20 protein-coding genes are annotated in these 21,801 nt (G+C 63.2%); 6 read left to right on the top strand and 14 right to left on the bottom strand.

The window, feature by feature from the left end:
• Nucleotides 1–72: 72 nt before the first annotated feature.
• Complete coding sequence (locus ACSSVH_RS16490; protein WP_492633491.1) at nucleotides 73–3,483, top strand: hypothetical protein; 3,411 nt, start codon at nucleotides 73–75, stop codon at nucleotides 3,481–3,483.
• A gap of 55 nt (nucleotides 3,484–3,538) precedes the next feature.
• Here ACSSVH_RS16490 and dsbG read toward each other — a convergent pair whose 3' ends face one another.
• The 3 genes from dsbG to dsbD are packed head-to-tail and all read right to left on the bottom strand — an operon-like array spanning nucleotide 3,539 to nucleotide 6,875.
• Nucleotides 3,539–4,300, bottom strand: a complete 762-nt coding sequence (gene dsbG, locus ACSSVH_RS16485; RefSeq protein ID WP_492633490.1) for a thiol:disulfide interchange protein DsbG — start codon at nucleotides 4,298–4,300, stop codon at nucleotides 3,539–3,541.
• Nucleotides 4,276–5,145: a TlpA disulfide reductase family protein gene (locus ACSSVH_RS16480; protein WP_170042838.1), complete on the bottom strand. Its 870-nt coding sequence runs from the start codon at nucleotides 5,143–5,145 to the stop codon at nucleotides 4,276–4,278. Before ACSSVH_RS16480 ends, dsbG begins: the two co-directional genes overlap by 25 nt.
• On the bottom strand, nucleotides 5,145–6,875 hold the full coding sequence (dsbD, locus tag ACSSVH_RS16475) for a protein-disulfide reductase DsbD (RefSeq protein ID WP_492633489.1): 1,731 nt from the start codon (nucleotides 6,873–6,875) through the stop codon (nucleotides 5,145–5,147). The genes ACSSVH_RS16480 and dsbD overlap by 1 nt, the downstream gene beginning before the upstream one ends.
• Before the next feature lie 170 nt (nucleotides 6,876–7,045).
• Between dsbD and ACSSVH_RS16470 the strand changes: the two genes are divergently transcribed.
• The 5 genes from ACSSVH_RS16470 (at nucleotide 7,046) to ACSSVH_RS16450 (ending at nucleotide 11,814) form a co-directional block, all read left to right on the top strand.
• Nucleotides 7,046–7,726: a response regulator gene (locus tag ACSSVH_RS16470; RefSeq protein ID WP_169952538.1), complete on the top strand. Its 681-nt coding sequence runs from the start codon at nucleotides 7,046–7,048 to the stop codon at nucleotides 7,724–7,726.
• The gene (locus ACSSVH_RS16465; RefSeq protein WP_169952536.1) at nucleotides 7,726–9,045 is read left to right on the top strand and encodes an ATP-binding protein; all 1,320 of its coding nucleotides are present in this window, start codon (nucleotides 7,726–7,728) and stop codon (nucleotides 9,043–9,045) included. The genes ACSSVH_RS16470 and ACSSVH_RS16465 overlap by 1 nt, the downstream gene beginning before the upstream one ends.
• A 123-nt stretch (nucleotides 9,046–9,168) precedes the next feature.
• The gene (locus ACSSVH_RS16460) at nucleotides 9,169–9,942 is read left to right on the top strand and encodes an N-acetylmuramoyl-L-alanine amidase (protein ID WP_169952534.1); all 774 of its coding nucleotides are present in this window, start codon (nucleotides 9,169–9,171) and stop codon (nucleotides 9,940–9,942) included.
• A gap of 155 nt (nucleotides 9,943–10,097) precedes the next feature.
• The gene (locus ACSSVH_RS16455; protein WP_169952533.1) at nucleotides 10,098–11,510 is read left to right on the top strand and encodes an aspartate aminotransferase family protein; all 1,413 of its coding nucleotides are present in this window, start codon (nucleotides 10,098–10,100) and stop codon (nucleotides 11,508–11,510) included.
• Between the two features lie 79 nt (nucleotides 11,511–11,589).
• Complete coding sequence (locus tag ACSSVH_RS16450) at nucleotides 11,590–11,814, top strand: MbtH family protein (RefSeq protein ID WP_032862749.1); 225 nt, start codon at nucleotides 11,590–11,592, stop codon at nucleotides 11,812–11,814.
• A 596-nt stretch (nucleotides 11,815–12,410) separates the two neighbouring features.
• Here the strand turns inward: ACSSVH_RS16450 and ACSSVH_RS16445 are convergent.
• The 11 genes from ACSSVH_RS16445 to ACSSVH_RS16395 all read right to left on the bottom strand — a co-directional run bounded on the left by ACSSVH_RS16445 (nucleotide 12,411) and on the right by ACSSVH_RS16395 (nucleotide 21,756).
• Nucleotides 12,411–13,334 carry a metal ABC transporter solute-binding protein, Zn/Mn family gene (locus tag ACSSVH_RS16445; RefSeq protein WP_172313920.1) on the bottom strand — a complete coding sequence of 308 codons (924 nt, stop codon included), beginning with the start codon at nucleotides 13,332–13,334 and terminating at the stop codon, nucleotides 12,411–12,413.
• Nucleotides 13,334–14,233 (bottom strand): metal ABC transporter permease, encoded by a 900-nt coding sequence (locus tag ACSSVH_RS16440; protein WP_169957238.1) that lies wholly within the window; start codon nucleotides 14,231–14,233, stop codon nucleotides 13,334–13,336. Before ACSSVH_RS16440 ends, ACSSVH_RS16445 begins: the two co-directional genes overlap by 1 nt.
• Complete coding sequence (locus ACSSVH_RS16435; RefSeq protein ID WP_170042844.1) at nucleotides 14,230–14,976, bottom strand: metal ABC transporter ATP-binding protein; 747 nt, start codon at nucleotides 14,974–14,976, stop codon at nucleotides 14,230–14,232. The genes ACSSVH_RS16440 and ACSSVH_RS16435 overlap by 4 nt, the downstream gene beginning before the upstream one ends.
• Complete coding sequence (locus ACSSVH_RS16430) at nucleotides 14,973–15,893, bottom strand: metal ABC transporter substrate-binding protein (RefSeq protein WP_029300635.1); 921 nt, start codon at nucleotides 15,891–15,893, stop codon at nucleotides 14,973–14,975. Before ACSSVH_RS16430 ends, ACSSVH_RS16435 begins: the two co-directional genes overlap by 4 nt.
• A gap of 34 nt (nucleotides 15,894–15,927) precedes the next feature.
• A complete protein-coding gene (locus tag ACSSVH_RS16425; RefSeq protein ID WP_172313916.1) occupies nucleotides 15,928–16,503 on the bottom strand; it encodes a DUF6162 family protein in 576 nt (191 codons plus the stop codon).
• Entirely contained in the window at nucleotides 16,500–16,829 is a 330-nt protein-coding gene (locus tag ACSSVH_RS16420; protein ID WP_169957232.1) for a hypothetical protein, read from the bottom strand. Before ACSSVH_RS16420 ends, ACSSVH_RS16425 begins: the two co-directional genes overlap by 4 nt.
• Nucleotides 16,826–17,365: a PA2404 family protein gene (locus tag ACSSVH_RS16415; protein ID WP_169957231.1), complete on the bottom strand. Its 540-nt coding sequence runs from the start codon at nucleotides 17,363–17,365 to the stop codon at nucleotides 16,826–16,828. Before ACSSVH_RS16415 ends, ACSSVH_RS16420 begins: the two co-directional genes overlap by 4 nt.
• A complete protein-coding gene (locus ACSSVH_RS16410; RefSeq protein WP_169957229.1) occupies nucleotides 17,365–18,573 on the bottom strand; it encodes a PepSY-associated TM helix domain-containing protein in 1,209 nt (402 codons plus the stop codon). The genes ACSSVH_RS16415 and ACSSVH_RS16410 overlap by 1 nt, the downstream gene beginning before the upstream one ends.
• Before the next feature lie 272 nt (nucleotides 18,574–18,845).
• Complete coding sequence (locus ACSSVH_RS16405; protein ID WP_492633488.1) at nucleotides 18,846–19,301, bottom strand: VOC family protein; 456 nt, start codon at nucleotides 19,299–19,301, stop codon at nucleotides 18,846–18,848.
• 155 nt (nucleotides 19,302–19,456) lie between these two features.
• Nucleotides 19,457–20,560, bottom strand: a complete 1,104-nt coding sequence (locus tag ACSSVH_RS16400) for a sigma-54 interaction domain-containing protein (RefSeq protein WP_170042846.1) — start codon at nucleotides 20,558–20,560, stop codon at nucleotides 19,457–19,459.
• A gap of 8 nt (nucleotides 20,561–20,568) precedes the next feature.
• A complete protein-coding gene (locus ACSSVH_RS16395; RefSeq protein ID WP_492633487.1) occupies nucleotides 20,569–21,756 on the bottom strand; it encodes an acyl-CoA dehydrogenase family protein in 1,188 nt (395 codons plus the stop codon).
• Between the last annotated feature and the right edge of the window lie 45 nt (nucleotides 21,757–21,801).

Raw genomic sequence — 21,801 nt, 5'->3', positions numbered from 1 at the left:
GTTAGATAACAGCAGTTTTTGGCCTGGCGGTCAGGCCTGCTGGTTAACTTTCCCTGGACTGGAGGTCCTGTCATGGTTAAAAAAACTGCGCCCCAAAGTTCGTCACCGGCCGCTGCCCAGCCCCTTGTTGAAGCCACCGTCGAATTACCCTATCCGCAGATTCAATACGCCGCCAACAACAACATCCTGTATCCCATCGACGCCATCGACGGCACGCGCGCAACTATTGCATTTGCCGGGATGGGCGCGACACCGGTGACGTTGTACTGGGCCATCCGGGATCAGGACGAGCCGGTGTTCGAGCCGATTGTGCGAACAGGCAGTACCACTGGCAGCATTGACATTCCCATTCCATGGCAGTGGGTCAGTACCTGCATCGGGCATACCGTGTTGATCTGGTACACAGCGTCTGTGGGCGGTCAACTCAAGCAGTCGCTGGTGCTGGAACTGGAGGTCCAACAGATCCGCGAGCAGGACCTCCAGGCATCGCTGCCGGTGTTTGCCCATGCGCAATACATCCATAGCACCTGGCAACTGGATATGAAGGCATTCAGCGGCGATGAGACCATCAGGGTCAAGGCGTGGCCGATGATCCAAGCCGGGCAGCGGCTGTTTATCAATGTGGCAGGCGATCAGCACAAGCCTCCGTTCGCGTTTAGCTGGGTCGCTCGGGACCATGTGGTGACGGCCGCCGAGGCCATTGCCGGGCATATCTTTGAGTTCAAGCTCGCGCGCAGTTGGATGGCACGGCGCGAGGACTACTCGGCCCTGACCATCCACATGGCCGTGATCTTTGATGGCACCTCACCCCAGCCGCCGGTGCCGGTTGATCCGATCTACGAAACCCAGCTTCCGGAAAACGCCCACGAGTTTCATCCCCGTACAACCGTGCTGTTGTTTGTGGATGCGTCGTTGCACTTGCCCGAACCGAAATTGGTCGAGGCGCAAGGCCAGGCTGAGGTGGACCCGCTCAAATTGCTGGAGGGCGCAACGGTACGTGTCTGTTACGAGGATATGCGCAGCACTGACAGTATCTCCCTGTGCTGGGAATCGACCCACGGCGATTGTGCCCCTATCCCCCCACAGAACGGTATGGACGAAGGCTGTATCGACTTCCATATCCCGCCGCAGTTCGTGGGTATGCGCCTGGATAACTTCGCGAATTTCAGCTACACCGTGACCCGTGATGGCGGCGAGCAAGCGTCGCCTGATGGCGTGGTCTGGATCCCGCTGCCGTCCAACCTGCCCCGGCCGCAGATCCTCGAAGCCCCGTTCAACAGCCTGGACCTTGGGCAGATGTGCTGTGATGACCCGGTCACGATCCATGTTGCGCCTTGGCCATTTATCGGCACCACGCAACGTGTGCAGCTGTATATCGGTGGTGTCTACCCGGATGGCTCAAAAGCCCGGCTGTACCTTTTTGACGGGGAGCCGGTCAGTGAAGAGGAGATTCGCAACGGTTGGACCCGGACCTTGCCCCGGGCCGAACTGGCGGCGCTCAAGCATGACAGCGAGTTGTACATCCTGTTCAGCGTTGAGTTTCTGCCACCCAGGGATTCGCGGCCGGTCTATCGTGCGTTTCCTTCGCTGCTGGTGAACCTGCTCACCGAACCGCACCTGGAGTTGCCCAAGCCCCATCTTGTCGAGGCGGTGGACTGCGGCGCCGACGGCTGGATCGTCAACCCGGTGAACACGCAGGACGGCGCGCATATCCAGGTGGCGTACGAGCGTATGTGCCCGGGGGATATGGTTTGCCCCACGTTCATCGGCACGCCTGGGCCTGGGTCGCCGGGGCTGGAGTGTCGCGTTGTGGCGCAGGGGGAGCAGAGCCTGGTATTCGCCGTTGCGCCGTCGGCGATCAGCGCCAACCTGCGCCAGCAGATATTGCTGGGCTACAGCGTGTCACGTGTGTGTGGCGGCGAATGGGAGTCGCCGCCACAAAAGGTGCATGTCCTGGATATCAGCGGCCTGCCCAACCTGGCGGTGGAACAGGCGACGGGCAGCACCCTGGACCTCAGTACATTCGGCGGCGATGCTAGCGCAACGGTGGTTGCCTGGCCTTACATTGCCCTGGGCCAGCCCTGCTGGTTGTGGGTGACCGGAGAGTTGGAAGACGGCAGCCCATATAGCTTTGAGGTGCTGGAGGGGGTACCGGTCACCGAGCAGTGGTTGACCGGTGTCGAGGCGCCGTTACCGCGCCACGAGCTGCAAAAACTGGCGGATTGCAGCGCTTTTGAAGTGCATTTTGCGGTGAATTTCAACGGCCAGCTGGACAAGGACAGTGCCCACAGATTCCCGGTATTGCTTCTGGACATCGCACAGGAGGGGCTGGAGCTCAAGGCGCCCACGGTCTGCGAAGCGGTGGGCACCCAGCTCACGGTTTACAACGGCCGGGATGGCGTGACGGTGCGCGTGGCCTACGCGCTGATCAACCCTAGTCATACAATCAGTGTGTGCTGGACGCGCACAGACGGTACTTGCCTACCAGTGATGTCGAAGCCTGGCAGCAGTGATCCAGGCTACGTGGATTTCCATATTCCCCGGGAAGCAGTGATCCATGGGATCGGCAAGACGGTGAAGATCAACTACACCGTCACCAGTCTGTGCAAAGTGGCAACTTCCCCGGACCTCGACCTGCAGATTAGTGTGCCCGTACGTTTGCCGACGCCGGTGGTGCCGCAGGCTACCAACAACATTCTGGATTTGCGCACTTTCAGCGCCGATGCGGACATTACCGTGCAACCCTGGTGGTTTATCTTGCCGAACCAGAGAGTCTGGCTGCGCGGGATTGGGACCAGGGAGGATGGCAGCCCGTACATTTTTAATGTTTACCTGGGCAAGGTCGTGACGGCGGCAGAAGTCAGCGCCGGGCTCAAGCAAGCGTTGAGGCGAATCGAGCTTGAGCTTTTGAAGGATCTCAGCACCTTGACGTTCACCTGCAAAGTCACTGCTGATGGAAGCAGCCAGGAAAGTACGGCGGTGGTGTTTCCGGCGTTGCAGCTGCTGTTAAGTAAGGCATTCTCCGACCACACCGACTTCGATCCTGCCGGCAAAGGCTGGAATGGCTGGAACAGAGGACCCGGTGCCACCAATCCTGGCGATCTGGTGCTCAAGCTAGGTGCTGTGCCTGGAGCGGCGAACGGGTATTACTTGCAGGACTGGGGGTACACCGATACCAGCGATCCAGCCACGCAGCGTGTGAAACTGTTCAAGGACTTCAGCGGGCTGCAGGTGGGGCGTTCCTATCGGTTCAGTGCGTGGATCCGTGATATTCCGCTGTTAGTGAACAGGCCGCGCTTGATCCTCACGGCCCAGGGGGTGCCAATCTCAGCGGAAATGTTACCTCCTGCCACCTGGTACTTGCTCCAGGGCGTGTTCCAGGCCAAGGCCGCTACGGTGCGGCTCACCTTGGACAACCTGCAGATGGGGGGGGGGCCGGGCAATGACTACGACGTGACTGGCTTGACTGTGACAGAGATGTAAGCTGCGCAACAAGGCCTCCAACCGTTGGAGGCCTTGTCCGGCCAGCGTCGAGCGATTACTTCGGGCCGAGGATTTTCCCCAGTTTATCCGGCGACGGCGCCCCTTGCTGTTGCTGCAACTGGCCCTTGTCATCCAGGTAGAAAATCGCCGGGGTGGCCGACAATTCCAGCTCTTCCATCAACTTCATATTGGCATCGAGCTTGGCCTGGATCTCGGCCGGGATCTTGGCCAGGGCCTTGAGCTTGCTGGCTTTGCCCGCAGACTCATGTTCTTGCAGGGCCTGGGCCGTGTCTTTACTGGCCAGCAGCGCCGCCGATTTGCCGGGGCTGTCCTCGCGGATGATCCCGACCATGATGTGGCGCAACTGCACCTTGCCGGCCTTGACCCAGGGCCGCGCCTGTTCCCAGAACATGTTGCAGTACGGGCAGTTGGGGTCGCTGAACAGGTAGACGGTGCGCGGCGCGTTTTTATCGCCGTCCTGGATCCAGCTGCTCCGTTCCATCTTGGCCCAGATTTCCTTGGCCATCGGCGCGTAGACCAGTTTTTCCAGGGGCGCGGTGCTCAGGTCATTGCCCTTGGCGTCGTACAGGTTGCCGGCCAGCACGTGCTGGCCGTCGGCGGTCAGGTACAGCGCCATGCCACGGTTCTGGTACTGCGCGGCATAGCCCTTGAGCCCGCCCGGTGCATCGAAGCTGCCGATGATCTTGGCGCCCTTGGCTTCGATCTGTTTGATCGGCGCCGGCCATTCTTCGGCGTGGGCGAGGTTGGCGGCGAGTGCCAGGGGCAGCAGGGTCAGCAGGTGGCGGAGGCGGGGCATAAGGGTTTCCTTGAAGGGGCCGTCTTGGCGGCGGTCGAGTCCGTGGGGTCGAAATATTCCATGGCGCGGGCCAGGCTGGCCTGGGACAGCTCGCCCAGGTGGCTGTTGATCAGCCGGCCATCGGCTTGATAGAAGAGCGTGGTCGGCAGCGCCATCGAACCCACGGCTTGGCCCAGGCGGCCACTGGCGTCGAACAGGACGTTGTCCAGGTTCAGGCCCTGGGTGGCCAGGTAGGTGCTGACGCTTTGCATGCTTTCGGCCTGGTTGACGAACAGGAAGGTCACGTCAGGCCGTTGTTTCTGGGCGTTTTCCAGCACCGGCATTTCCCGCCGGCAGGGCGGGCACCAGGTGGCCCACAGGTTGATCACCAACGGGCCGCCCTGGTAGTCGGCCAGTTGCACGGTTTCGCCATCGGCGTTGCGCAGGGCGATATCCGGCAGGCGCGTGCCTTTTTCATAGATGTTCAACGAGAAACTGGCCAGCGCCCAGAACGCCAGGCCACTGACCACGCCGGCGGTCAGCGGCTTGCGCAGGGCCGGGCGGCGCCAGCTCCAGAGCAGGGCGGCGATGATCAGCACGATCACCCCCGGCCAGACGAGAAAGCCGCCGTCGCGCAAGTCGACAATTTGTAGCGGGTCATCGCGGTAGTACGACCAGTACATCAATACAAAACCGATGCGCGCGCTGAGCATGCCCAGCAGGAACAGGCTGAACAGCACCGACTCGGGGTTCTCGCCGCCACGCTTGGCCACGCGCCAGCCCACCACCGTGGCGAGGACCAGCGCACTGATCAGCAGCAGATGGTTCAAGGCAATGGCAAAGGTGCCGATGGTCAAGGTCAGCATCAGGGTGCGTCCCGGGTCTGGGTCCAGCGTTGCAGGAAGGCTGCGGCGTCCACTTCGCCTGTGATGCGCTGGGCGCGGCGCTCTGCACCGTCCGGGCCGATCCACACAAAGCTCGGTGGGCCGGGGACTTTGTAGCGGCCCAGCAGCTCACGGCTGGCGGCGTTGTCGGCGGTGACGTCCAGGCGCAGCAGGCGCACGTTTTTCAGGGCCTCCATGACTTCGGGTTTACCGAACACCTGTTTTTCCATGATCTTGCACGACACACACCAGTCGGCGTAGTAGTCCAGCAGCACCCACTGGCCCTGGGCCTTGGCGCTGTCGAGCTGGGTTTGCAGGGCTGACGGGGCGTTGATGGTGGTAAAGCTGTCATGGGCGGTCGGCGCGCCGGCCACCGGCGAGCCACCGAACACCTTGAGCGGTTGCCACAGGTCATCGCTGCCACCGGCTGCGCCGATCACCAGGATCGCGCCCCACAGGCCCAGGACCAGGGAACCTGCGCCCAGTGCCTTGGCGACCAGCCCGTACTCGCGGGCCAGGCTCCAGCCGCAGTAGGCCATCACCAGTGCCAGCACGCCCCACAGGCCGAGCCACAGGCTTTCGTCGACGACCGGGCGGATCATCAACACGGCGGTCGCGAGGAACAGGAAGCCAAACACGCTCTTGAGCACATTCATCCAGGTGCCTGGCTTGGGCAGGAAGCGATTGCCCACCGTCACCAGCAACAGCAAGGGCACGCCGATACCGATGCCCATGGCAAACAGGATCAGGCCGCCGTGCAGGGCATTGCCGCTTTGTGCGATGTAGAGCAGGGCGCCGGCCAGGGGCGCGGTCATGCACGGGCCTACCAGCAGGCCGGACAAGGCCCCGAGCACGCCGGCGCCGACCAGGCTGCCGCCGTTTTGCCGACGGCTGGCGTTGTCCAGGCGATCGCGCAGGAAGGCCGGCAGTTGCAGTTCAAAGAAGCCGAACATTGACAGGGCGAGGATCACAAACAGGGCGGCGAAACTGCCGAGGATCCACGGGGTTTGCAGCAGCGCAGCCAGGTTGCTGCCGGCCAGCGCGGCCAGTACGCCAAGGGCGGCATACACCAGCGCCATGCACACCACATAACTGGTGGCCAGGGCAAAACCACGGCGTGGGCTGGCACCGCTGCCCACTACCAGGCCGGCGAGGATCGGCAGCATCGGCAGCGAACACGGGGCAAACGCCAGCAGCAGGCCCAGGCCGAAGAACACCAGCAGGCTCCAGCCCAGGCTGCGTTGTTGCAGGCCGCTGGCCAGGCTTTCATCCTGGGCCTCGGCGGTGGCGGCCACGGCGGGGTTGCCGCCCAGGTCGACGGTGAGCGATTGCGGCGGGTAGCACAGGCCGGCATCGGCGCAGCCCTGCCAGCCCAGCTTGACCTTGCCGGTGGCGCCGGCCGGGAGTTTCACTTCCAGGCCCTGGCGGTATACCTGTTGCTCGCCGAAGAACTCGTCGCTATGGGCCTCGCCCTGGGGCAGCACGGGCTGTTCGGCCAGGCCTTCGAATTTCATGCGTTGCTGGTACAGGTAATAACCGTCGGCAATCTGCCAATACAGCTGGGTTTCACCGGAAGCCAGGCGCTCGGAGGTAAAGGTAAAGGCCTTGCCTACCGGGAGGAACTCGGCTTTGGTCTCGAACGGATTGTTGCCAGGCGCGGCCTGGGCCAATCCGGTGAACAACACCAACAGGAAGATAAACAGATGCCGCATGGTCAAGCCTTAGTTCGATGCAAGTGGGCACACAATGTGTGGTGCTGATTAACCGATGATTAACCGGGCTATTCTAGAGTGTAGGGATTTTCAAGGCGCGCATCTTTTGCCGGCATAATGCGTGCTTAATCCGCCCTCCTTTAAATCAGCATTTTTGCAAAGGGTTCAGCATGCACGTACTGGTCTGTGAAGACGATGACCTGATTGCCAGTGGCATCGTTGCCGGTCTCGGCGCCCAGGGCTTTACGGTCGAGCGCGTAGCCACGGCCGCGGCGGCGCGGGCGATGCTCAAGGCGGCGGAGTTCGACATCATGGTGCTCGACCTCGGCCTGCCGGATGAAGACGGCCTCAAATTGCTGCAGCAACAGCGCAGTGCGGGGCTGGAGATCCCGGTGCTGATCCTCACCGCGCGCGACTCGGTGACCAACCGCGTCGACGGCCTGCAAGCCGGTGCCGACGATTACCTGCTCAAGCCCTTCGACCTGCGCGAGCTGGCTGCACGCTTGCAAACCCTGTTGCGCCGGGTGGCCGGGCGCAGCGTCAACCTGATCGAGCATGGCCGGCTGAGCTACAACCCCAGCAGCCGCGAAACCTTGCTCGGCGGCCAGCCGGTGGACTTGTCTCGCCGCGAACAGGCCCTGTTGCAGGCATTGCTGCACAACCGTGGCCGGGTGCTGTCCAGCGAGCAGCTCAAGGACAGCGTCTACGGGTTCAACGATGAACTGGAAAGCAACGCCCTCAACGTGCATATCCACCACCTGCGCCGCAAGTTGGGCAACGGTATTGTCGAGACCGTGCGCGGTCTGGGCTACCGCCTGGGCCCGGCGGATACTGGAGACGACGCCTCGTGATGAGCCTGCGCCTGCGTCTGACCTTCAAGCTGGGCGCCGCTTTTGTGCTGATCTGGGCGCTGGCGGCGGCCTGGATGCTCAACGACCTGCGCAACCAGATGATGTTTTCCCTGGACCAGCGCCTGGTGGCCTCGGCGCGCATGGTGGCCGGGCTGATGGAGCAGATGCCGGGCCTGGCCAGCGTGGGCGAGGGCAAGCGTTTTGGCGCCGAACAACTGAATGTGCCCGGTGGCATGGCGTGCCAGGTCAGCTCGTTGCGGGGTGAAGTGCTGGCCCGCAGCCACACCACGCCGGATCAGGGGTTGGAATCGCGGCAAAGTGGCTTTCGCGACCAGATCATCGATGGCGCTGCCTGGCGCAGCTTTACCCTGGCCCGGGGTGATTTGTTCATCACCACCGCCGACCGTCAGGTGGAGCGCGAGGCGCTGAACATGTCGATCCTGCTGGCGGCCTCAGTGCCGGTGGGCGTGGCCTTGCTGGGTTGCCTGTGCCTGTTGTGGCTGGGGATCGGCCAGAGCCTGGTGCCGCTCAACCGCATGCGCGATGCCTTGATGCGGCGCAGTGCCGACTCCCTTGAGCCGTTGCAGATTCACCCGTTGCCCAGCGAGCTCAAGCCGCTGCTCGACACCCAGAACCAACTGTTGCAACGCATCGCCAAGACCATCGAGCGCGAGCGCCGGCTGACCGGCGATGCCGCTCACGAGCTGCGCAGCCCGCTCACGGCCATCAAGACCCACCTGCAAGTGGCACGCATGACCGACGGCGCCGCCCGCGATCAATCCCTGGCCCATGCCGAGGAGGGCGCCGACCGCCTGCATCGCACCCTTGAGCAGTTGCTGCTGCTGGCGCGGGTCGAGGGCAGCCTGTCGTTTGATGACGGTTTGCAGTCCAGTGCCGAACAGGTGGCGCGCCTGGCGATCCAGGACGCCAACGCCGGCGACAACCGCCGCATCGACCTGATCCTGCCGGACAACCTGCCCCAGGACCCGGTGGAAATGCCCGTGGGCCTGGCGGTGGCGGCCTTGCGTAACCTGCTGGATAACGCCCTGCGCCATACCCCGGCCGATACGCGGGTGGAGTTGAGCGTGTTCACCCAGGGCAATCAAGTGGTGTTTCGCGTGCGTGACCATGGCGCGCCGATCTCCAGCGAAGACCTGCAACACCTGACCCAGCGTTTCTGGCGCAATGGCAACAGCGGCGGTTGTGGCCTGGGCCTGGCCATCGTGCAGGCGATTGTCCAGCGATGCTCTTGTTCCCTGGCCTTCGACAGCCAGCCCGACGGCCTGCGGGTCGACCTGGGGATGCCGCTGCGGCGCTGATCCTTGCTTGCATACACATAACTACCGCCATCCTGGGGCCCGACGCTTCAGGATGGCGGCAATTTTTGTGTTTGCAGGTTTGCCGGCTGAATGACTCAGCCTGTATTGAAAAGGACAGCGCCTATGTTGGTCATCGATTCCACTTATCCAGCCAAAGATTTTAATCAACGCAATGGCGAAGCCGTGCGCCAGGTGGTGGTGCATTACACCGCCGCGCCCTTTGCCTCCTCCCTGCGCACCCTGACGCAGCAGGGTGTCAGTGCCCATTACCTGTTACCCGCCCCCCATGAGGCCAGCTATCGAAGTGCCGGCTACGACGAATTGCGGGTGTTCCAACTGGTGGATGAACGCCAGCGCGCCTGGCATGCAGGCGCCAGTCATTGGGCGGGTCGCGATAACGTCAACAGTCGCTCCATCGGCATCGAGATCGTCAACCTGGCCCGCGATGAGGGTGGGGTGTTTACCTTTCCTGCCTATGATCCGCAGCAGATCGCCGTGCTGATCGCGCTGCTGCGCGACATTTGCGCCCGTCATCCGCAGATCGGCGCCACCGATATCGTCGGCCATTCGGATGTGGCGTTCTGGCGCAAGAGTGACCCGGGGCCACGCTTGCCCTGGCACGGTTTATTCGAAGCGGGCATTGGCGCCTGGTTCGATGCACAGGCCAAAAGTGCCTATGAGCGGCGCTTTCGCATGGGGTTGCCCCAGGAGGTGGAGGTCGAACGGGCCTTCCAGCGCTACGGCTACGCCCCGGCGAAAAACCGCCAGGCGTTCCAGCAGCGCCTGCGTGCGTTCCAGATGCACTTCCGGCCCGCCGATTATCGTGGGCAACTGGATATCGAGACCTGCGCGATTCTGTATGCACTGAATGAAAAGTACACCAGTGCCGGCGAGTGACCGGCCATTTGCCGGTTTTTCACTGAGCCGGGTGTAAATCCTCACGCCGCTGAAGCGTTTCCAGAACAGGAAATCCGTGCGCACGCCCTTTGGGGGCCAGACGTCAACGGGTTGGCAGTTTGGTCACCATCATCAGCGTATTGAGGGATCTAGAGATGTCAGTCGCTACCAGTCGCATTGAAGATTTGCAGGTGTCGGCCAGCCCGACGCCTGCGGAAGCGCTTTACCAGTTCGATGAATCGCCGCTGCTGGCCCGCCAGCGCCAGCAGGAATCCAATGCCCGCAGCTACCCACGGCGCATTCCCCTGGCGCTCAAGCGGGCCAAGGGTATTTATGTCGAGGACGTTGAAGGTCGCAGCTTCATCGACTGCCTGGCCGGAGCCGGCACGTTGGCGCTGGGGCACAACCACCCGGTGGTGATCGAGGCGATCCAGCAGGTGCTGCTCGACGAGTTGCCGCTGCATACCCTGGACTTGACCACGCCGGTCAAGGACCAGTTTGTGCAGGACCTGTTCGGCCTGCTGCCAGCGGAACTGGCGCGGGAGGCGAAGATCCAGTTTTGCGGCCCCACCGGCACCGACGCGGTGGAAGCCGCGCTGAAACTGGTGCGTACCGCCACGGGGCGCAGCACGGTGTTGTCGTTCCAGGGCGGTTATCACGGCATGAGCCAGGGCGCATTGAGCCTGATGGGCAGCCTGGGGCCGAAAAAGCCGTTGGGCGCCTTGCTGGCCAATGGCGTGCAATTCTTGCCATTCCCTTATGACTACCGCTGCCCGTTCGGCCTGGGTGGGGCAGAGGGAGTCAAGGTCAACCTGCACTACCTGGAAAACCTGCTCAACGACCCGGAGGCCGGCGTTTTGCTGCCGGCGGCGGTGATCGTCGAAGTGGTGCAGGGCGAAGGCGGCGTGATCCCGGCCGACCTCGACTGGCTGCGCGGCCTGCGACGCATTACCGAGCAGGCCGGCGTGGCGTTGATCGTCGACGAGATCCAGAGCGGTTTCGCTCGCACCGGCAAAATGTTTGCCTTTGAACATGCCGGCATTGTTCCGGATGTGGTGGTGTTGTCCAAAGCCATTGGTGGCAGCTTGCCGCTGGCGGTGGTGGTGTATCGCGAGTGGCTCGACACCTGGCTGCCGGGCGCCCATGCCGGGACCTTCCGCGGCAATCAGATGGCCATGGCGGCCGGCTCGGCGGTGATGCGCTACCTCAAGCAACATAACGTCGCCGACCACGCGGCGGCCATGGGCGAGCGCCTGGCTGAACACCTGCGCATCCTGCAGCGGGACTTCCCGCAACTGGGGGATATCCGCGGGCGCGGCCTGATGCTCGGGGTAGAGCTGGTCAACCCCAACGGCACGCTCGACGTCCAGGGCCACCCGCCGGTCCATCGGCAATTGGCGCCGCTGGTGCAACGCGAATGCCTCAAGCGCGGGTTGATCCTGGAGCTGGGCGGGCGCCATGGCGGCGTGGTGCGTTTCCTGCCGCCGCTGGTCATCACCGGGGCAGAAATCGACCGCGTGGCAGAGATCTTCGGTCGGGCTTTGGCGGCGGCTGTGGCGAGCCTCTAATTTTCCTGCACCGCTATACGTTCCTACATACATCAGCCACGCGCAGTGCGTGGCAGCCTTTAAGTGACGGAGAACCGCAATGACCTCAGTATTTGACCGCGAAGACATCCTGTTCCAGGTGGTGGTCAACCATGAAGAACAGTACTCCATCTGGCCCGACTACAAGGCCGTGCCAGAAGGCTGGCGCACCGTGGGTAAAAGCGGGATGAAGAAAGAGTGCCTGGCCTATATCGAAGAAGTCTGGACTGATATGCGCCCGCTGAGCTTGCGCCAGAAGATGGATGCGCAGGTTGTTGCTGGCTGAACACAAGCAAATGTGGGAGCTGGCTTGCCTGCGATGGTCGTTAACGATGACGAATGAATACCAGATACTCTGATGTGTTCTTTCGGGCGTCATCGCAGGCAAGCCAGCTCCTACAGGGGAATGCAGCTTCGCGCTCTGGCTTTGCTGTTGTTGCTCTGTTTTTGATCTGGCTTTTGATCTTAGGCGCCCCGTTAAACCACGCTGGCCGCAGGCAGGTATTGCGCAGTGGGCACCCCGGCATGGATGCCGGGGTAGCCGCGACACGGCCATGGATGGCCGATCGCGGCGGGCCCACGGAGCAATGCCTGACTGCGGGCATGCCGAGCCTAGGCGAGGCACCGAGTGGTGGGGCAAGAGTGTTTTGCTTACTTTTGCGCTTTACAAAAGTGAGCCGCCGTAAGGGCGGAACCCTAAGCCGCCGTGACCGCAGCAACGGATATGTACACAAACCCAATAAGCACTAGATAAAAGAGTTGTGTAGATACCTATGCCGCGATGGCTGAGTGTCAGTCGATACATTAGTTGACTGATACACCGCCATCGCGGGCAACCCCGCTCCCACATAAGCTCGCACACACAGGGGTATTGCGTTGCTTTCAGGGCACCAAGGCCTTGATCACCTGATCCACATTCCCTTCCAATTCCGCTACCGGGTCCGCGCCGTCAGTAGCCAGCACCAGCAACTTCGCCCCCCCTGCACTGATCGCGGCTTTTACCGCCTCAGCCGGTTGACGATGGTGCAGCACTAACGCCACGTCGTTGTCCTTCAGGCTGGTCGTCAGTGTTTGTAGCGCCTGCGCAGACCACTCGACATCCGGTCGTGGATCGGTGCTGAGCAACTCCAGGTTCAACCCACTCACCAGATAAGCAAAATGATCGCTCAGGCTGACCACGCTCAGGTTGTCGGCCTGGGCCAGGCGCGCCTCGCTGTCAGCCGTCAGCTTGAGCAGGCGTTGCTTGAGGCTGGCCAGGTTGCTGTCGATTTGGGCCTTGGCGCCGGGCGCCAGGCGGCTCAGGTCGGCGGCCATGACATCGGCCATGCGCCCCAGGTTGTTGCTCGATTGCCACGGCTGGCTATTGAGGCCATCCACCGTCCCCGGTTGCAGGGCCACGCCCGGCAAACCGCCGTCTACCGGGCGGGCGGCGTCCACTTCGACGATGCGGATATTGCTGCGCCGGGCCACCGGGTACAGCGGGTCGTCCGGCCACAGCGAACGCAGGCCGATGGCCGCGTCGGCATCCAGCGCCAGGGTATGCAAGGCCGGCGCGCCACGCCCGGTAAAGTACGAGGTCTGGCGCGAGCCCGGCAGGTTGGCCGGTGCCGCGCGTTCAAGCTTGACCTGGGTGCCCTTGAGCAGGGTTTCGGCCAGCCCGAAGGTCACGGGCAGGGCCGCCAGGACTTTGACCGGCTTGGCGGATTGAGCTGCCACCGGCAGCGGTTTGGCGGTGCCGGCCGCCAGCAGCGGGGGGCTGATCAGGCAGGCGATTGCCAGGGCGAGGGGGCGTAGAACAGGGCGCATTATCCGAGATTCCCTTTCAGGCTGGGGACCGTGCCGCGCGCGATGGCGGCCAGGGCGAAGGCGATGCCGGCGACGAGGATGATCGCGGCGCCGGACGGGATGGGCAGGTCGAAGATGATCGGCAGCAGAATCCCGCACAGGGTGCTGAGTGTGGCGATCACCACCGAGATCCAGAAAAAACCCTTGAGCGACTGGCTCAACAGGCGGGCCGCAGCGGCCGGGATCACCAGCAGGGCACCCACCAGGATCGCGCCGATGACCTTGACCGCCGCCACGGTGATCAGGGTGACGAGGATCACGAACAGGTAGTCCAGGGTCTTCACCGCCACGCCACGCACGGCGGCCAGTTGCGGGTTGAAACTGGCGAGCATGATGCGGTTGTACAGCGGCAACGCCAGGGCCATCACCAGTGAGCCGACAACGGCCAGCACCAGCAGGTCATTGCCGTTGACGGTCAGGACCGAACCAAACAGCACGTTTTCCAGGATGTGCACGTTGATCTTGCCCGCCAGGATCAGCAACAGGCTCGCGCCCAGCGCCAGGGACACCGAGAGGAACACGCCGATCAGCGTGTCCGGGGCCAGGCCGGTGCGGTTGCGCAGGTAGTTGAGCAGGATGCCGAACAACAGGCAGTAGCCGAACAGGCTGCCATAAGGCCCGGTGTAGGGTTCCCCCAGCAGAATGCCCACGGCCACGCCGGTGAGTGCGGCGTGGCCGACAGCTTCGGAGAAGAACGCAAAGCGCTTGACCACCACCAGTGTGCCCAGGCCACCGAGTACCGGGCCGATCAGCAGGCCGGCGAGCAGGGCGTTGACCACAAACCCATAGGCCAGGGCTTCCGGCAGGTAGCCGGACGAGGCCCAGCCCTGGACCATCAAGCGAAAGGCTTCGTAGCTCATTGGGCTGCGCTCCGTGGGTGGGTGGAAAACAGCGTCAGCAGGCGCTCCGGGGTCAGTGCCTCCTTGGGCGTGGCGTCGAACAACAAGCGGCGGTTCAGGCCGGTGACGCGATCTGCCAGGCGGCCCACGGCCTCCAGGTCGTGTTCGATCCACAGCACGGTAATCCCCGCCTGGCGCCAGTCGCCCAGCAGGCGTTCGAACACCTGGATCCCGGCTTCGTCGAGGGCCGACATCGGTTCATCGAGCACCAGCAGTTGCGGCGCCGGGATCAAGCCCTGGGCCAGCAGCACACGCTGGCGCTCGCCGCCGGACAACGCGCCCATCCGGCGCTTGCGCTTGTCTTGCATGCCCACGCGCTCCAGCGCCTCGCCAATCGCCCCGGCGTAATGCCGGGACACACCGAGAAACGCCGGGCGCCGCTGGCACATGGCAGCCATGAAGTCGTCAACGGTCATCGGCAGGCCACGGTCGAACTCCAGGGCCTGGGGCACGTAGCCGATGGTGCCGGGAGTGTTCGGCCAGTGCAGGCTCAGTTGGCCTTGGTGTGGTGTCTGCCCCAGCAGGGTCTTGATCAGTGAACTCTTGCCGCCGCCGTTGGGGCCGACCAAGGCGTGGATACTGCCCGGTCGCACCTGGAAGCTGACGTTATCGAGGATCGCGGTACGGCCCAGGGTCAGCGAGACGTTATCGAATTCAAGCGTCGGGCCGATGCTGGCCACGCTCAGGTGTTCAGCCGCCGTCATGCCCCCGACTCCTGGATGGCCCGGACCACGGTGTTGAGGTTGCCGGTCATTTCCACTTCGTACTTCTCGGCGCTGTATTCACCGTAGGAAATATGCGACAGCGGATACAGCTTGACCCCCGACTCACGCTGGATGGTATCGACGTAGGAGGACGGGAAATCCATCTCCGAGAAAATCACTTTCACGTCCAGTTCACGCAGTTGGTCGATGGTCTTCTTCAGTTGGCTCGGGCTTGGCTCAATGCCATGGGCCGGTTCGACCACGGCGGTCACTTCCAGGCCGAATTCACGCAGCAGGTAGTCGTAGGCGGCATGCACCGTGGCCACGCGCAGGTCGGCGTTGGGCGCGCTGGTGAGCTTGGCCAGGGCATCGGCACGCATCTGGCGCAGGCGCTTGCCATAGGCGCGGGCGTTCTGGGTGTAGGTCTTGGCGTTGTCCGGGTCGAGCTTGCCCAGTTCCCGGGCGATGTTGTTGACCTGGGCGATAGACGCGCTGATGGACAGAAAGGTGTGCGGGTTGACCACCTTGCCGGCGCCGCGGGCCGCGTTGCCGGTGGCGGCCAGCAACGGCACGTTGGCGTTGGCTTCGATCACCGGGATGTCCGGGCGCTCGCTGGTGGCGATCATGCGGTCGGCAAAGTCGTCATGACCCACGCCATTGAGCACGATCACGTCCAGGGTGCCAATGCGCTTGATGTCTTCGGCGCGCGGCTCGTAGGCGTGGGGGTTGAAACCGGCCGGAATCAGCGGCACCACTTCGGCCTTGTCGCCGACGATATTGGCCACGTAGCTGTAATAAGGATGCAGGGTGATACCGATACGCAGGCGCTTGGCCGCCTCGGCATTGGCCAGGGGTGTCAGCAGGACGCTGAACAGGCCCACCAGCAGCAGGCGGAGCAAGGGAGATGACATAGACATGGGTAATCGATCTTCTCTCGGAAACAGCGTGAATTCAGTGGCGATGCTGGCGGGTGACGCCAGCGTCGAATTGCGCAACGACCTGCTGCCAGCCAGCGGCGATCAACCCCTGGTCGCTCAGGTCGGTGGGGGCAGCCAGGTTGGCGCTGCGGTTGAGCCAGATATCCGGCTCGGCTCCGTTGACGCGCATCAGCAGCGAACCGCTGGTGTCATTGGCCTGGCTCAAGCCCAGGTACGCCGAAGGCGCCAGCAACTGCCAGCGATGGTCGCCACGGCTGACCGAACTGGCGTCCTGGGCGAAGGGCGCGAAGCCTTCTTCGGCCAGTTGCGCGGGCGTCGGCAGGGCGCTGTGTTCCTGCGCCAGCAACTGGATTTCATCCAGGGTCACCCGCAGGTCGGCGTAGATACCTTGCTCGGCGGCGCTCAGGTCACGGCGCGCGTCCAGTTGGTGGCTGGCCACGGCCTCGACGGCCTGGGTTTCGCCATGCAGGGACACCACGGTGCCGGCGACGGCCAGGATGATCAGGCACAGCAGCAGGACGTAGAGGGTTTCATGGCCGGCGCCGGCGGGCCGGACCACCTGGGTGCTGCCTGGGCTCGTGCCGGTCATGGTGCCTGGATATCCGCTTGGTCGATCTCGACAACATGGCCGGGACCGGCGTCAAACAGCACGTAGAACTCGCTGGCAGGTTTCTTGAAGGTCAGCGTCGAGTCGGCCCCCAGCTTGCCGGGCACCAGGATGGTCTCGTCGTAGCCGATCACATCCAGGGTCACGCCGGGCGCGCCACTGCCGTCGGAAAAACCGCCGGTGCATTGGATCTGCTCGCCGGGGATTTCCTTGCATTCGCACATCGGGTTGTGGGCCAGGGCGTAGTTGCTCGCACCCAGGCTGAGGATCAGCGCGGCGCAGGCGCGGGTCAGGCGCAGTAAAGTCATGGTTTAACTCCTTGCTTGTTCAACCAGGCGACGGTGGCAGGCGATGCCTGACTCAAGGGAATGGAGGCCTGCTGCATGCTGCCGTCCCAGCCTTCCATGGTGATCCACAGTTCGGCGTCGGGCGGGGTGCGTTCAGGGATGGGCAGGGCGGCGCCCATGCGGTACGGGGTGCCGAAGAAAATCACCCCGGCGGCCCGCAGGCTGCGAGGCTTGCCGATGCGCAGGTAGGTGGCCTTGACCTGCTCGCCACAGGTGGCGCACAGGGCGGCATTGAAGGATTTCATCGGCCCGGCCGGATTGGGGCGGGGCGCTTCATTACGCAGCTCGGCCAGGGTGATGCTCCACGGGCCGACCTGCACTTCGCCGACCTCGCGCTCGCCCAGGCCACTGTCGCCGCGAAACAGCGCGGCGTCGGCAAAGTACTTGGGCATAAAGCCCAGGGGTACCAGCAACAGCAGGATATTGATGTGGAAGCGCCATTTGAGCCAGAAGGCGCGCAGCGGCGAGGGCGCCTGAACGGTGGTGGCCTTGCTCATTATTTGCCCTCCGAGGTTTCAGCCTGCATGGCGCCGACAGGATTGGCCGGCGCCGTGTTGCGCGGGGCCTTGGCGCTGCGCTTGAGAGCGTGCAACGTGGCCAGGGCGGTGCGCTTGCTCCAGATCAACAGACCGCTGAGCACCATCATGCTCAGCAACAGGCCGAAGAAGAACCACACCAGCTTGATCCAGATCCCGCCGAAGTCGCCGGTGTGCAGCGGGCGCATGGATTCGGTGACGAACTCCAGGCCCGAGCGGTCCGACAGCAGGTGCGTGGCGGCGATTTCACCGTTGTATGGGTTGATGTCGGCGGTCTGGAACATCAGCGGGTACCAGCCGCGGCCGCCGATGCTCAAGTGGCTGTAGGCATTGCTCGGCAGGCCGACGAAGCTGACTTCGAACCCTGGGATGCGTTGGGTGGCGATGTTGATGGCATCGTCCAGGGCAATCATGGGCGGCGGTACGCCTGGGGCCGACAGCGGCACCTTGTCCCGGGAAATCACCGGCACGATGGCCTCGCTGGAGATGGTGATCTGGTTGTCCGAAAGAATCGCCTGGATCATGAACCAGGTGCCGGTGATGGAAATCACCGCGATAAACCAGATCGACCAGATGCCGCTCAGGCGGTGGAAATCGCCCCAGAAAATCCGCGCCCCATGCTTGAAGCGCAGGGTCGGCTTGAAGAAACCCTTCCAGAACCGTTTGTAGACCACCAGGCCCGTGACCAGCGACGCGAGCATGGGCAGCCCGAGGAACGACACCAGGTACCAGCCCCAGCTAAACCCATTGGTGAACGGCACCAGCCACCAGCCATGCAGGGCGCGGGTGAACTGGCGGAAGTTGAACGACGGGCTGATGCCCTGGATAACCCCCGTGTACGGGTTGACGTAGACCGCTACGGAGCGGCCGTCGGGGTAGCTGATGTCGACGTCGAGGGCAAAGTGCGACTCGTCCGGGCGGACGATGGACTCGACAATGGCCTTGGGCTCGGCCTGCTTGATCGCGGCGAGGATCTGGTCGTAGGTGAGCAGTTCGGCATCGTCCGACGGCTTGCTGGCGCGCATTTCCGGGTTGACCAGCCAGACGATTTCCTGGCTGACCACCGCCAGGGTCCCGGTAACGCATACGATCAGTACGAAGAACCAGATGGGCAACGCCAGCCAGCTGTGTACGAGAAACCAGAGTTTGGAGCGTGACTTCTTCGACATGTCTATGGGGGTCTTGATCGGAGGGGGGCAGAGGAGGCCCGGGAAAGGCCGGTCGTAGCTTTTGCTTACGCGACGGGCTGTATCTAAGTTAAGACGGATGAGAATCGCAAAACCCTAAGACGCAAATGAAAGCAAATGTTTCCGATGCGCAACAAGCGCCCTGTAGGCGCTGGTTTGCCAGGGAAAAACTCCAGCGATAACGCTGGGTATTGGCTGCCCCGCGTTGTTCCCCGGTTTTTCGCCGGCAAGCCGGCTTCTACAGGTGATGGGGGTTATGCGAACAGATCCTCGGCGCGCTGGCGAATCTGTTCCTCGGTCAACTCCTCTATATGGGTGGCGAGGAACCAGACATGCCCGAACGGGTCCTTGAGTGTCCCAGAGCGGTCGCCGTAGAACTGATCCTTGGGTTCGGAAATCGCAATGGCGCCTGCCGCGATCGCCTGTTTGTACTGGGCGTCGACGTCCTTCACATACAGGTGCAGGCCAACGCTGGTGGGGTGCGCTCCTGGGCTGGCGAAGGCCATTTCATCGCAGGGCGAGGCCAGCATTATCGGTGAATCGCCGATGCGCAGCTCGGCATGGCCGACCTTGCCGTCGGGCATGTCCAGGCGCATGAAAACAGTGGCATCGAAGGCTTTTTTGTAGAACTCGATGGCTTGCGCGGCCTTGTCGATGCCCAGGTAGGGCGTGATGCTGTGATAGCCCTCGGGGATAGGTTTGACGCTCATGTCGCTCTCCTTGAAGGTTGCCAGGGGCCGGTTTTTCCGGTCTTTTCACTATAGGCCAGGTCTTTCGTGGCCTCTGGCTAGCCGACGACTGTCACGGCTCCCTGAACATTTCATCAAGCAGCGGCGCGCACGATTGCACCGAGCGCAGCGCCAACCTATATCGATAGGTGCAACATGCGTTCGCCCTGCAGGTTTGCCCCTGGGCGGCGCTTGTTGACCGCCAGTTCGCCGATTTTGATCAGGCGGGTGCGTGTGATATTGCGGCTCAGGCCCAGCAGGTTGGCGGTGTGTACCTGGTTGTAGTGGCTGAAGCGGTAGGCTGCACGCAGCAATGCGTCTTCGACCTTCTCATGCAGGGCGCCGGCCTGTTCGTCGAACAGCTTCTGGAAGGCCCGCTCCAACAAGGCTTCGGCGCTGTTGTCGACACCGTGCTGGCTATCGTCCTGGCGCTCGATGCGCATGTTCGACAGGCGCAGGTCATCGCGCTCGATCACGCCATTGCGGCATATCAGCAAGGTGTGATGAATGACGTTTTCCAGTTCGCGAATGTTGCCCGGCCAACTGTAGCTCTTGAGCTTTTGCTCGGCCTCGGGGCTGATGGTGATGGGGCCGTAGCCCAGGCGCTGGCTGTAGGCGTCGATAAAGTGCCGGGTCAGGGGCAGGATATCGCCGGGGCGTTCGCGCAACGGGCTCAGTTCCAGGCTGACCACGTCCAGGCGGTAATACAGGTCCTCGCGGAAATGCCCGGCGTTGATGGCCTTTTCCAATTGCACGTTAGTAGCCGCCAGCACCCGCACATCGATGGCAATGCTCTTGCGTGAGCCCAGGCGCACCACTTCGCGCTCTTGCAAAACGCGCAGCAGCTTGACCTGGATGGCCATGGGCAGGTCACCGATCTCATCGAGGAACAGGGTGCCGCCGTCGGCCTCTTCGAACCAGCCGGCCTTGGCGCTGAGGGCGCCGGTGAACGCGCCTTTTTCATGGCCGAACAACTCCGCTTCCACCAGGGATTCGGAAAACGCCCCGCAATTGACCGCCACGAAGGGCCGGTTGCGCCGGGCGCTGAGGTTGTGGATATGGCGGGCCACCAGCTCTTTGCCGGTGCCGGTCTCGCCGATGATCAGCACGCTGGCTTCGCTGGGGGCCACTTGCTGGATATGCGCGAGCAAGGCCTGGGATTTCGGGTCTTCGAAGACTTGCGCGGTGGCGCGAATCGACGTGGCGAGGGCGGGCGAGGGCGGGAGGGTCAAAAGCTGCATGGGCACCTCTAGGAATAGAACGTTGGCGTGGGCAGGGACTGGTTCAAGGCCCAGTCGCCCAGTTCGTGGAGTTTGTAGTCCACCGGGTCGTGCAGGCTTTGGGTGCGCAGGTTGCGCCAATGGCGGTCCAGGCGCAGCGAGGCATGGGTGGAGCGGGCGCCGGTGACTTCAAACAGGCGGCTGCACAGCTCCAGGCCGTTGCGGGTGGCGGCGACCTTGGCCGTGGCGATGGCAATCGCCAGTTGCCCGCGCTCCTGTTCACTCAAGGCCGGGCCCTTGTCCCAGGCCTGGTCCAGCAGCTCGGCGGCCCGCTGCACCAGCAGGCGCACGCCTTCCAGCGCGACCCAGAACTCGCCGTAGTGGTTGAGCACATAAGGGTCCTGACGCACATCCTGGACGGTGGATTTGTGCCAGGGCCGGGTCTCGGCGAGGGTGTAGTTGCGCGCTTCTTCAAACGCGCCTTCGGCAATCCCGAGGAACATATGGGTGAACGTCAATTGCGCAATCAACGGGCGCAGGCAGGCAAAGGGCGTGCTCAGGGGGCCAGGGTCGAGCAGCAGTTCAGATTCTTCGACCCGCACGCGTTCGAAGCTGGCGCTGCCGCTGTCGGTCTGGCGTTGGCCGATACTGTTCCAATCGTTGTGCACGGTGATGCCACTGCGCCCGCTGGGGATGGCGGCGATCAACAGCTTGCCGCCGGCGCTTTCATCCACCGCCGAGGCGATCAACATTTGTGAATCGCTGGCGCCGGAGCAGAAGCTTTTTTTGCCGGAGAATTCGCGCCAGCCGCCAAAGTCCTTGACCACCGTACGGGTGTCCAGCGGGTTGAGGGCGTTGCCCCAGAACCAGTGCTTGCGGGCGGTCTGCTCGAACCAGGGTTGCCATTGTTCTGGGCGGGAAAACAGGCGAACGGTGGCCAGCATCAAGTGATGAAAGCCGAAGACATGGGCGATGGAGCTGTCGACCTTGGCGAACTCGCGCACGATCTCCAGGGTTTCGCTCCAGCGTGCGCCAAGGCCGCCGTACTGGGTGGGAATGCTCAGGGCCAGCAGGCCACTGTGGCGCAGGGCATCGCGCTCAGCCTTGGGCGTGCCGCCGCGCTCGTCACGCTCCACGGCGCTGAGCGCGAACTCGGCGGCCAGCAGCTTGGCGGTCTGCAAGGGGGACGGCAGGGCGCTATGGGGTTTGGCTGTCACGCGCAGCTCCTGAAAAAATCAAATGCACTGAGGACCCACCGTAGG

Source organism: Pseudomonas sp. HC1(2025), from assembly GCF_058742075.1.
This window is presented reverse-complemented; position numbering and strand designations above follow the sequence as displayed.

Coding starts and splice junctions, on each gene's coding strand:
- ACSSVH_RS16490 (WP_492633491.1), top strand. CDS start 73: ATGGTTAAAAAAACTGCGCCCCAAAGTTCGTCACCGGCCGCTGCCCAG.
- dsbG (WP_492633490.1), bottom strand. CDS start 4,300: ATGCCCCGCCTCCGCCACCTGCTGACCCTGCTGCCCCTGGCACTCGCC.
- ACSSVH_RS16480 (WP_170042838.1), bottom strand. CDS start 5,145: ATGCTGACCTTGACCATCGGCACCTTTGCCATTGCCTTGAACCATCTG.
- dsbD (WP_492633489.1), bottom strand. CDS start 6,875: ATGCGGCATCTGTTTATCTTCCTGTTGGTGTTGTTCACCGGATTGGCC.
- ACSSVH_RS16470 (WP_169952538.1), top strand. CDS start 7,046: ATGCACGTACTGGTCTGTGAAGACGATGACCTGATTGCCAGTGGCATC.
- ACSSVH_RS16465 (WP_169952536.1), top strand. CDS start 7,726: ATGAGCCTGCGCCTGCGTCTGACCTTCAAGCTGGGCGCCGCTTTTGTG.
- ACSSVH_RS16460 (WP_169952534.1), top strand. CDS start 9,169: ATGTTGGTCATCGATTCCACTTATCCAGCCAAAGATTTTAATCAACGC.
- ACSSVH_RS16455 (WP_169952533.1), top strand. CDS start 10,098: ATGTCAGTCGCTACCAGTCGCATTGAAGATTTGCAGGTGTCGGCCAGC.
- ACSSVH_RS16450 (WP_032862749.1), top strand. CDS start 11,590: ATGACCTCAGTATTTGACCGCGAAGACATCCTGTTCCAGGTGGTGGTC.
- ACSSVH_RS16445 (WP_172313920.1), bottom strand. CDS start 13,334: ATGCGCCCTGTTCTACGCCCCCTCGCCCTGGCAATCGCCTGCCTGATC.
- ACSSVH_RS16440 (WP_169957238.1), bottom strand. CDS start 14,233: ATGAGCTACGAAGCCTTTCGCTTGATGGTCCAGGGCTGGGCCTCGTCC.
- ACSSVH_RS16435 (WP_170042844.1), bottom strand. CDS start 14,976: ATGACGGCGGCTGAACACCTGAGCGTGGCCAGCATCGGCCCGACGCTT.
- ACSSVH_RS16430 (WP_029300635.1), bottom strand. CDS start 15,893: ATGTCTATGTCATCTCCCTTGCTCCGCCTGCTGCTGGTGGGCCTGTTC.
- ACSSVH_RS16425 (WP_172313916.1), bottom strand. CDS start 16,503: ATGACCGGCACGAGCCCAGGCAGCACCCAGGTGGTCCGGCCCGCCGGC.
- ACSSVH_RS16420 (WP_169957232.1), bottom strand. CDS start 16,829: ATGACTTTACTGCGCCTGACCCGCGCCTGCGCCGCGCTGATCCTCAGC.
- ACSSVH_RS16415 (WP_169957231.1), bottom strand. CDS start 17,365: ATGAGCAAGGCCACCACCGTTCAGGCGCCCTCGCCGCTGCGCGCCTTC.
- ACSSVH_RS16410 (WP_169957229.1), bottom strand. CDS start 18,573: ATGTCGAAGAAGTCACGCTCCAAACTCTGGTTTCTCGTACACAGCTGG.
- ACSSVH_RS16405 (WP_492633488.1), bottom strand. CDS start 19,301: ATGAGCGTCAAACCTATCCCCGAGGGCTATCACAGCATCACGCCCTAC.
- ACSSVH_RS16400 (WP_170042846.1), bottom strand. CDS start 20,560: ATGCAGCTTTTGACCCTCCCGCCCTCGCCCGCCCTCGCCACGTCGATT.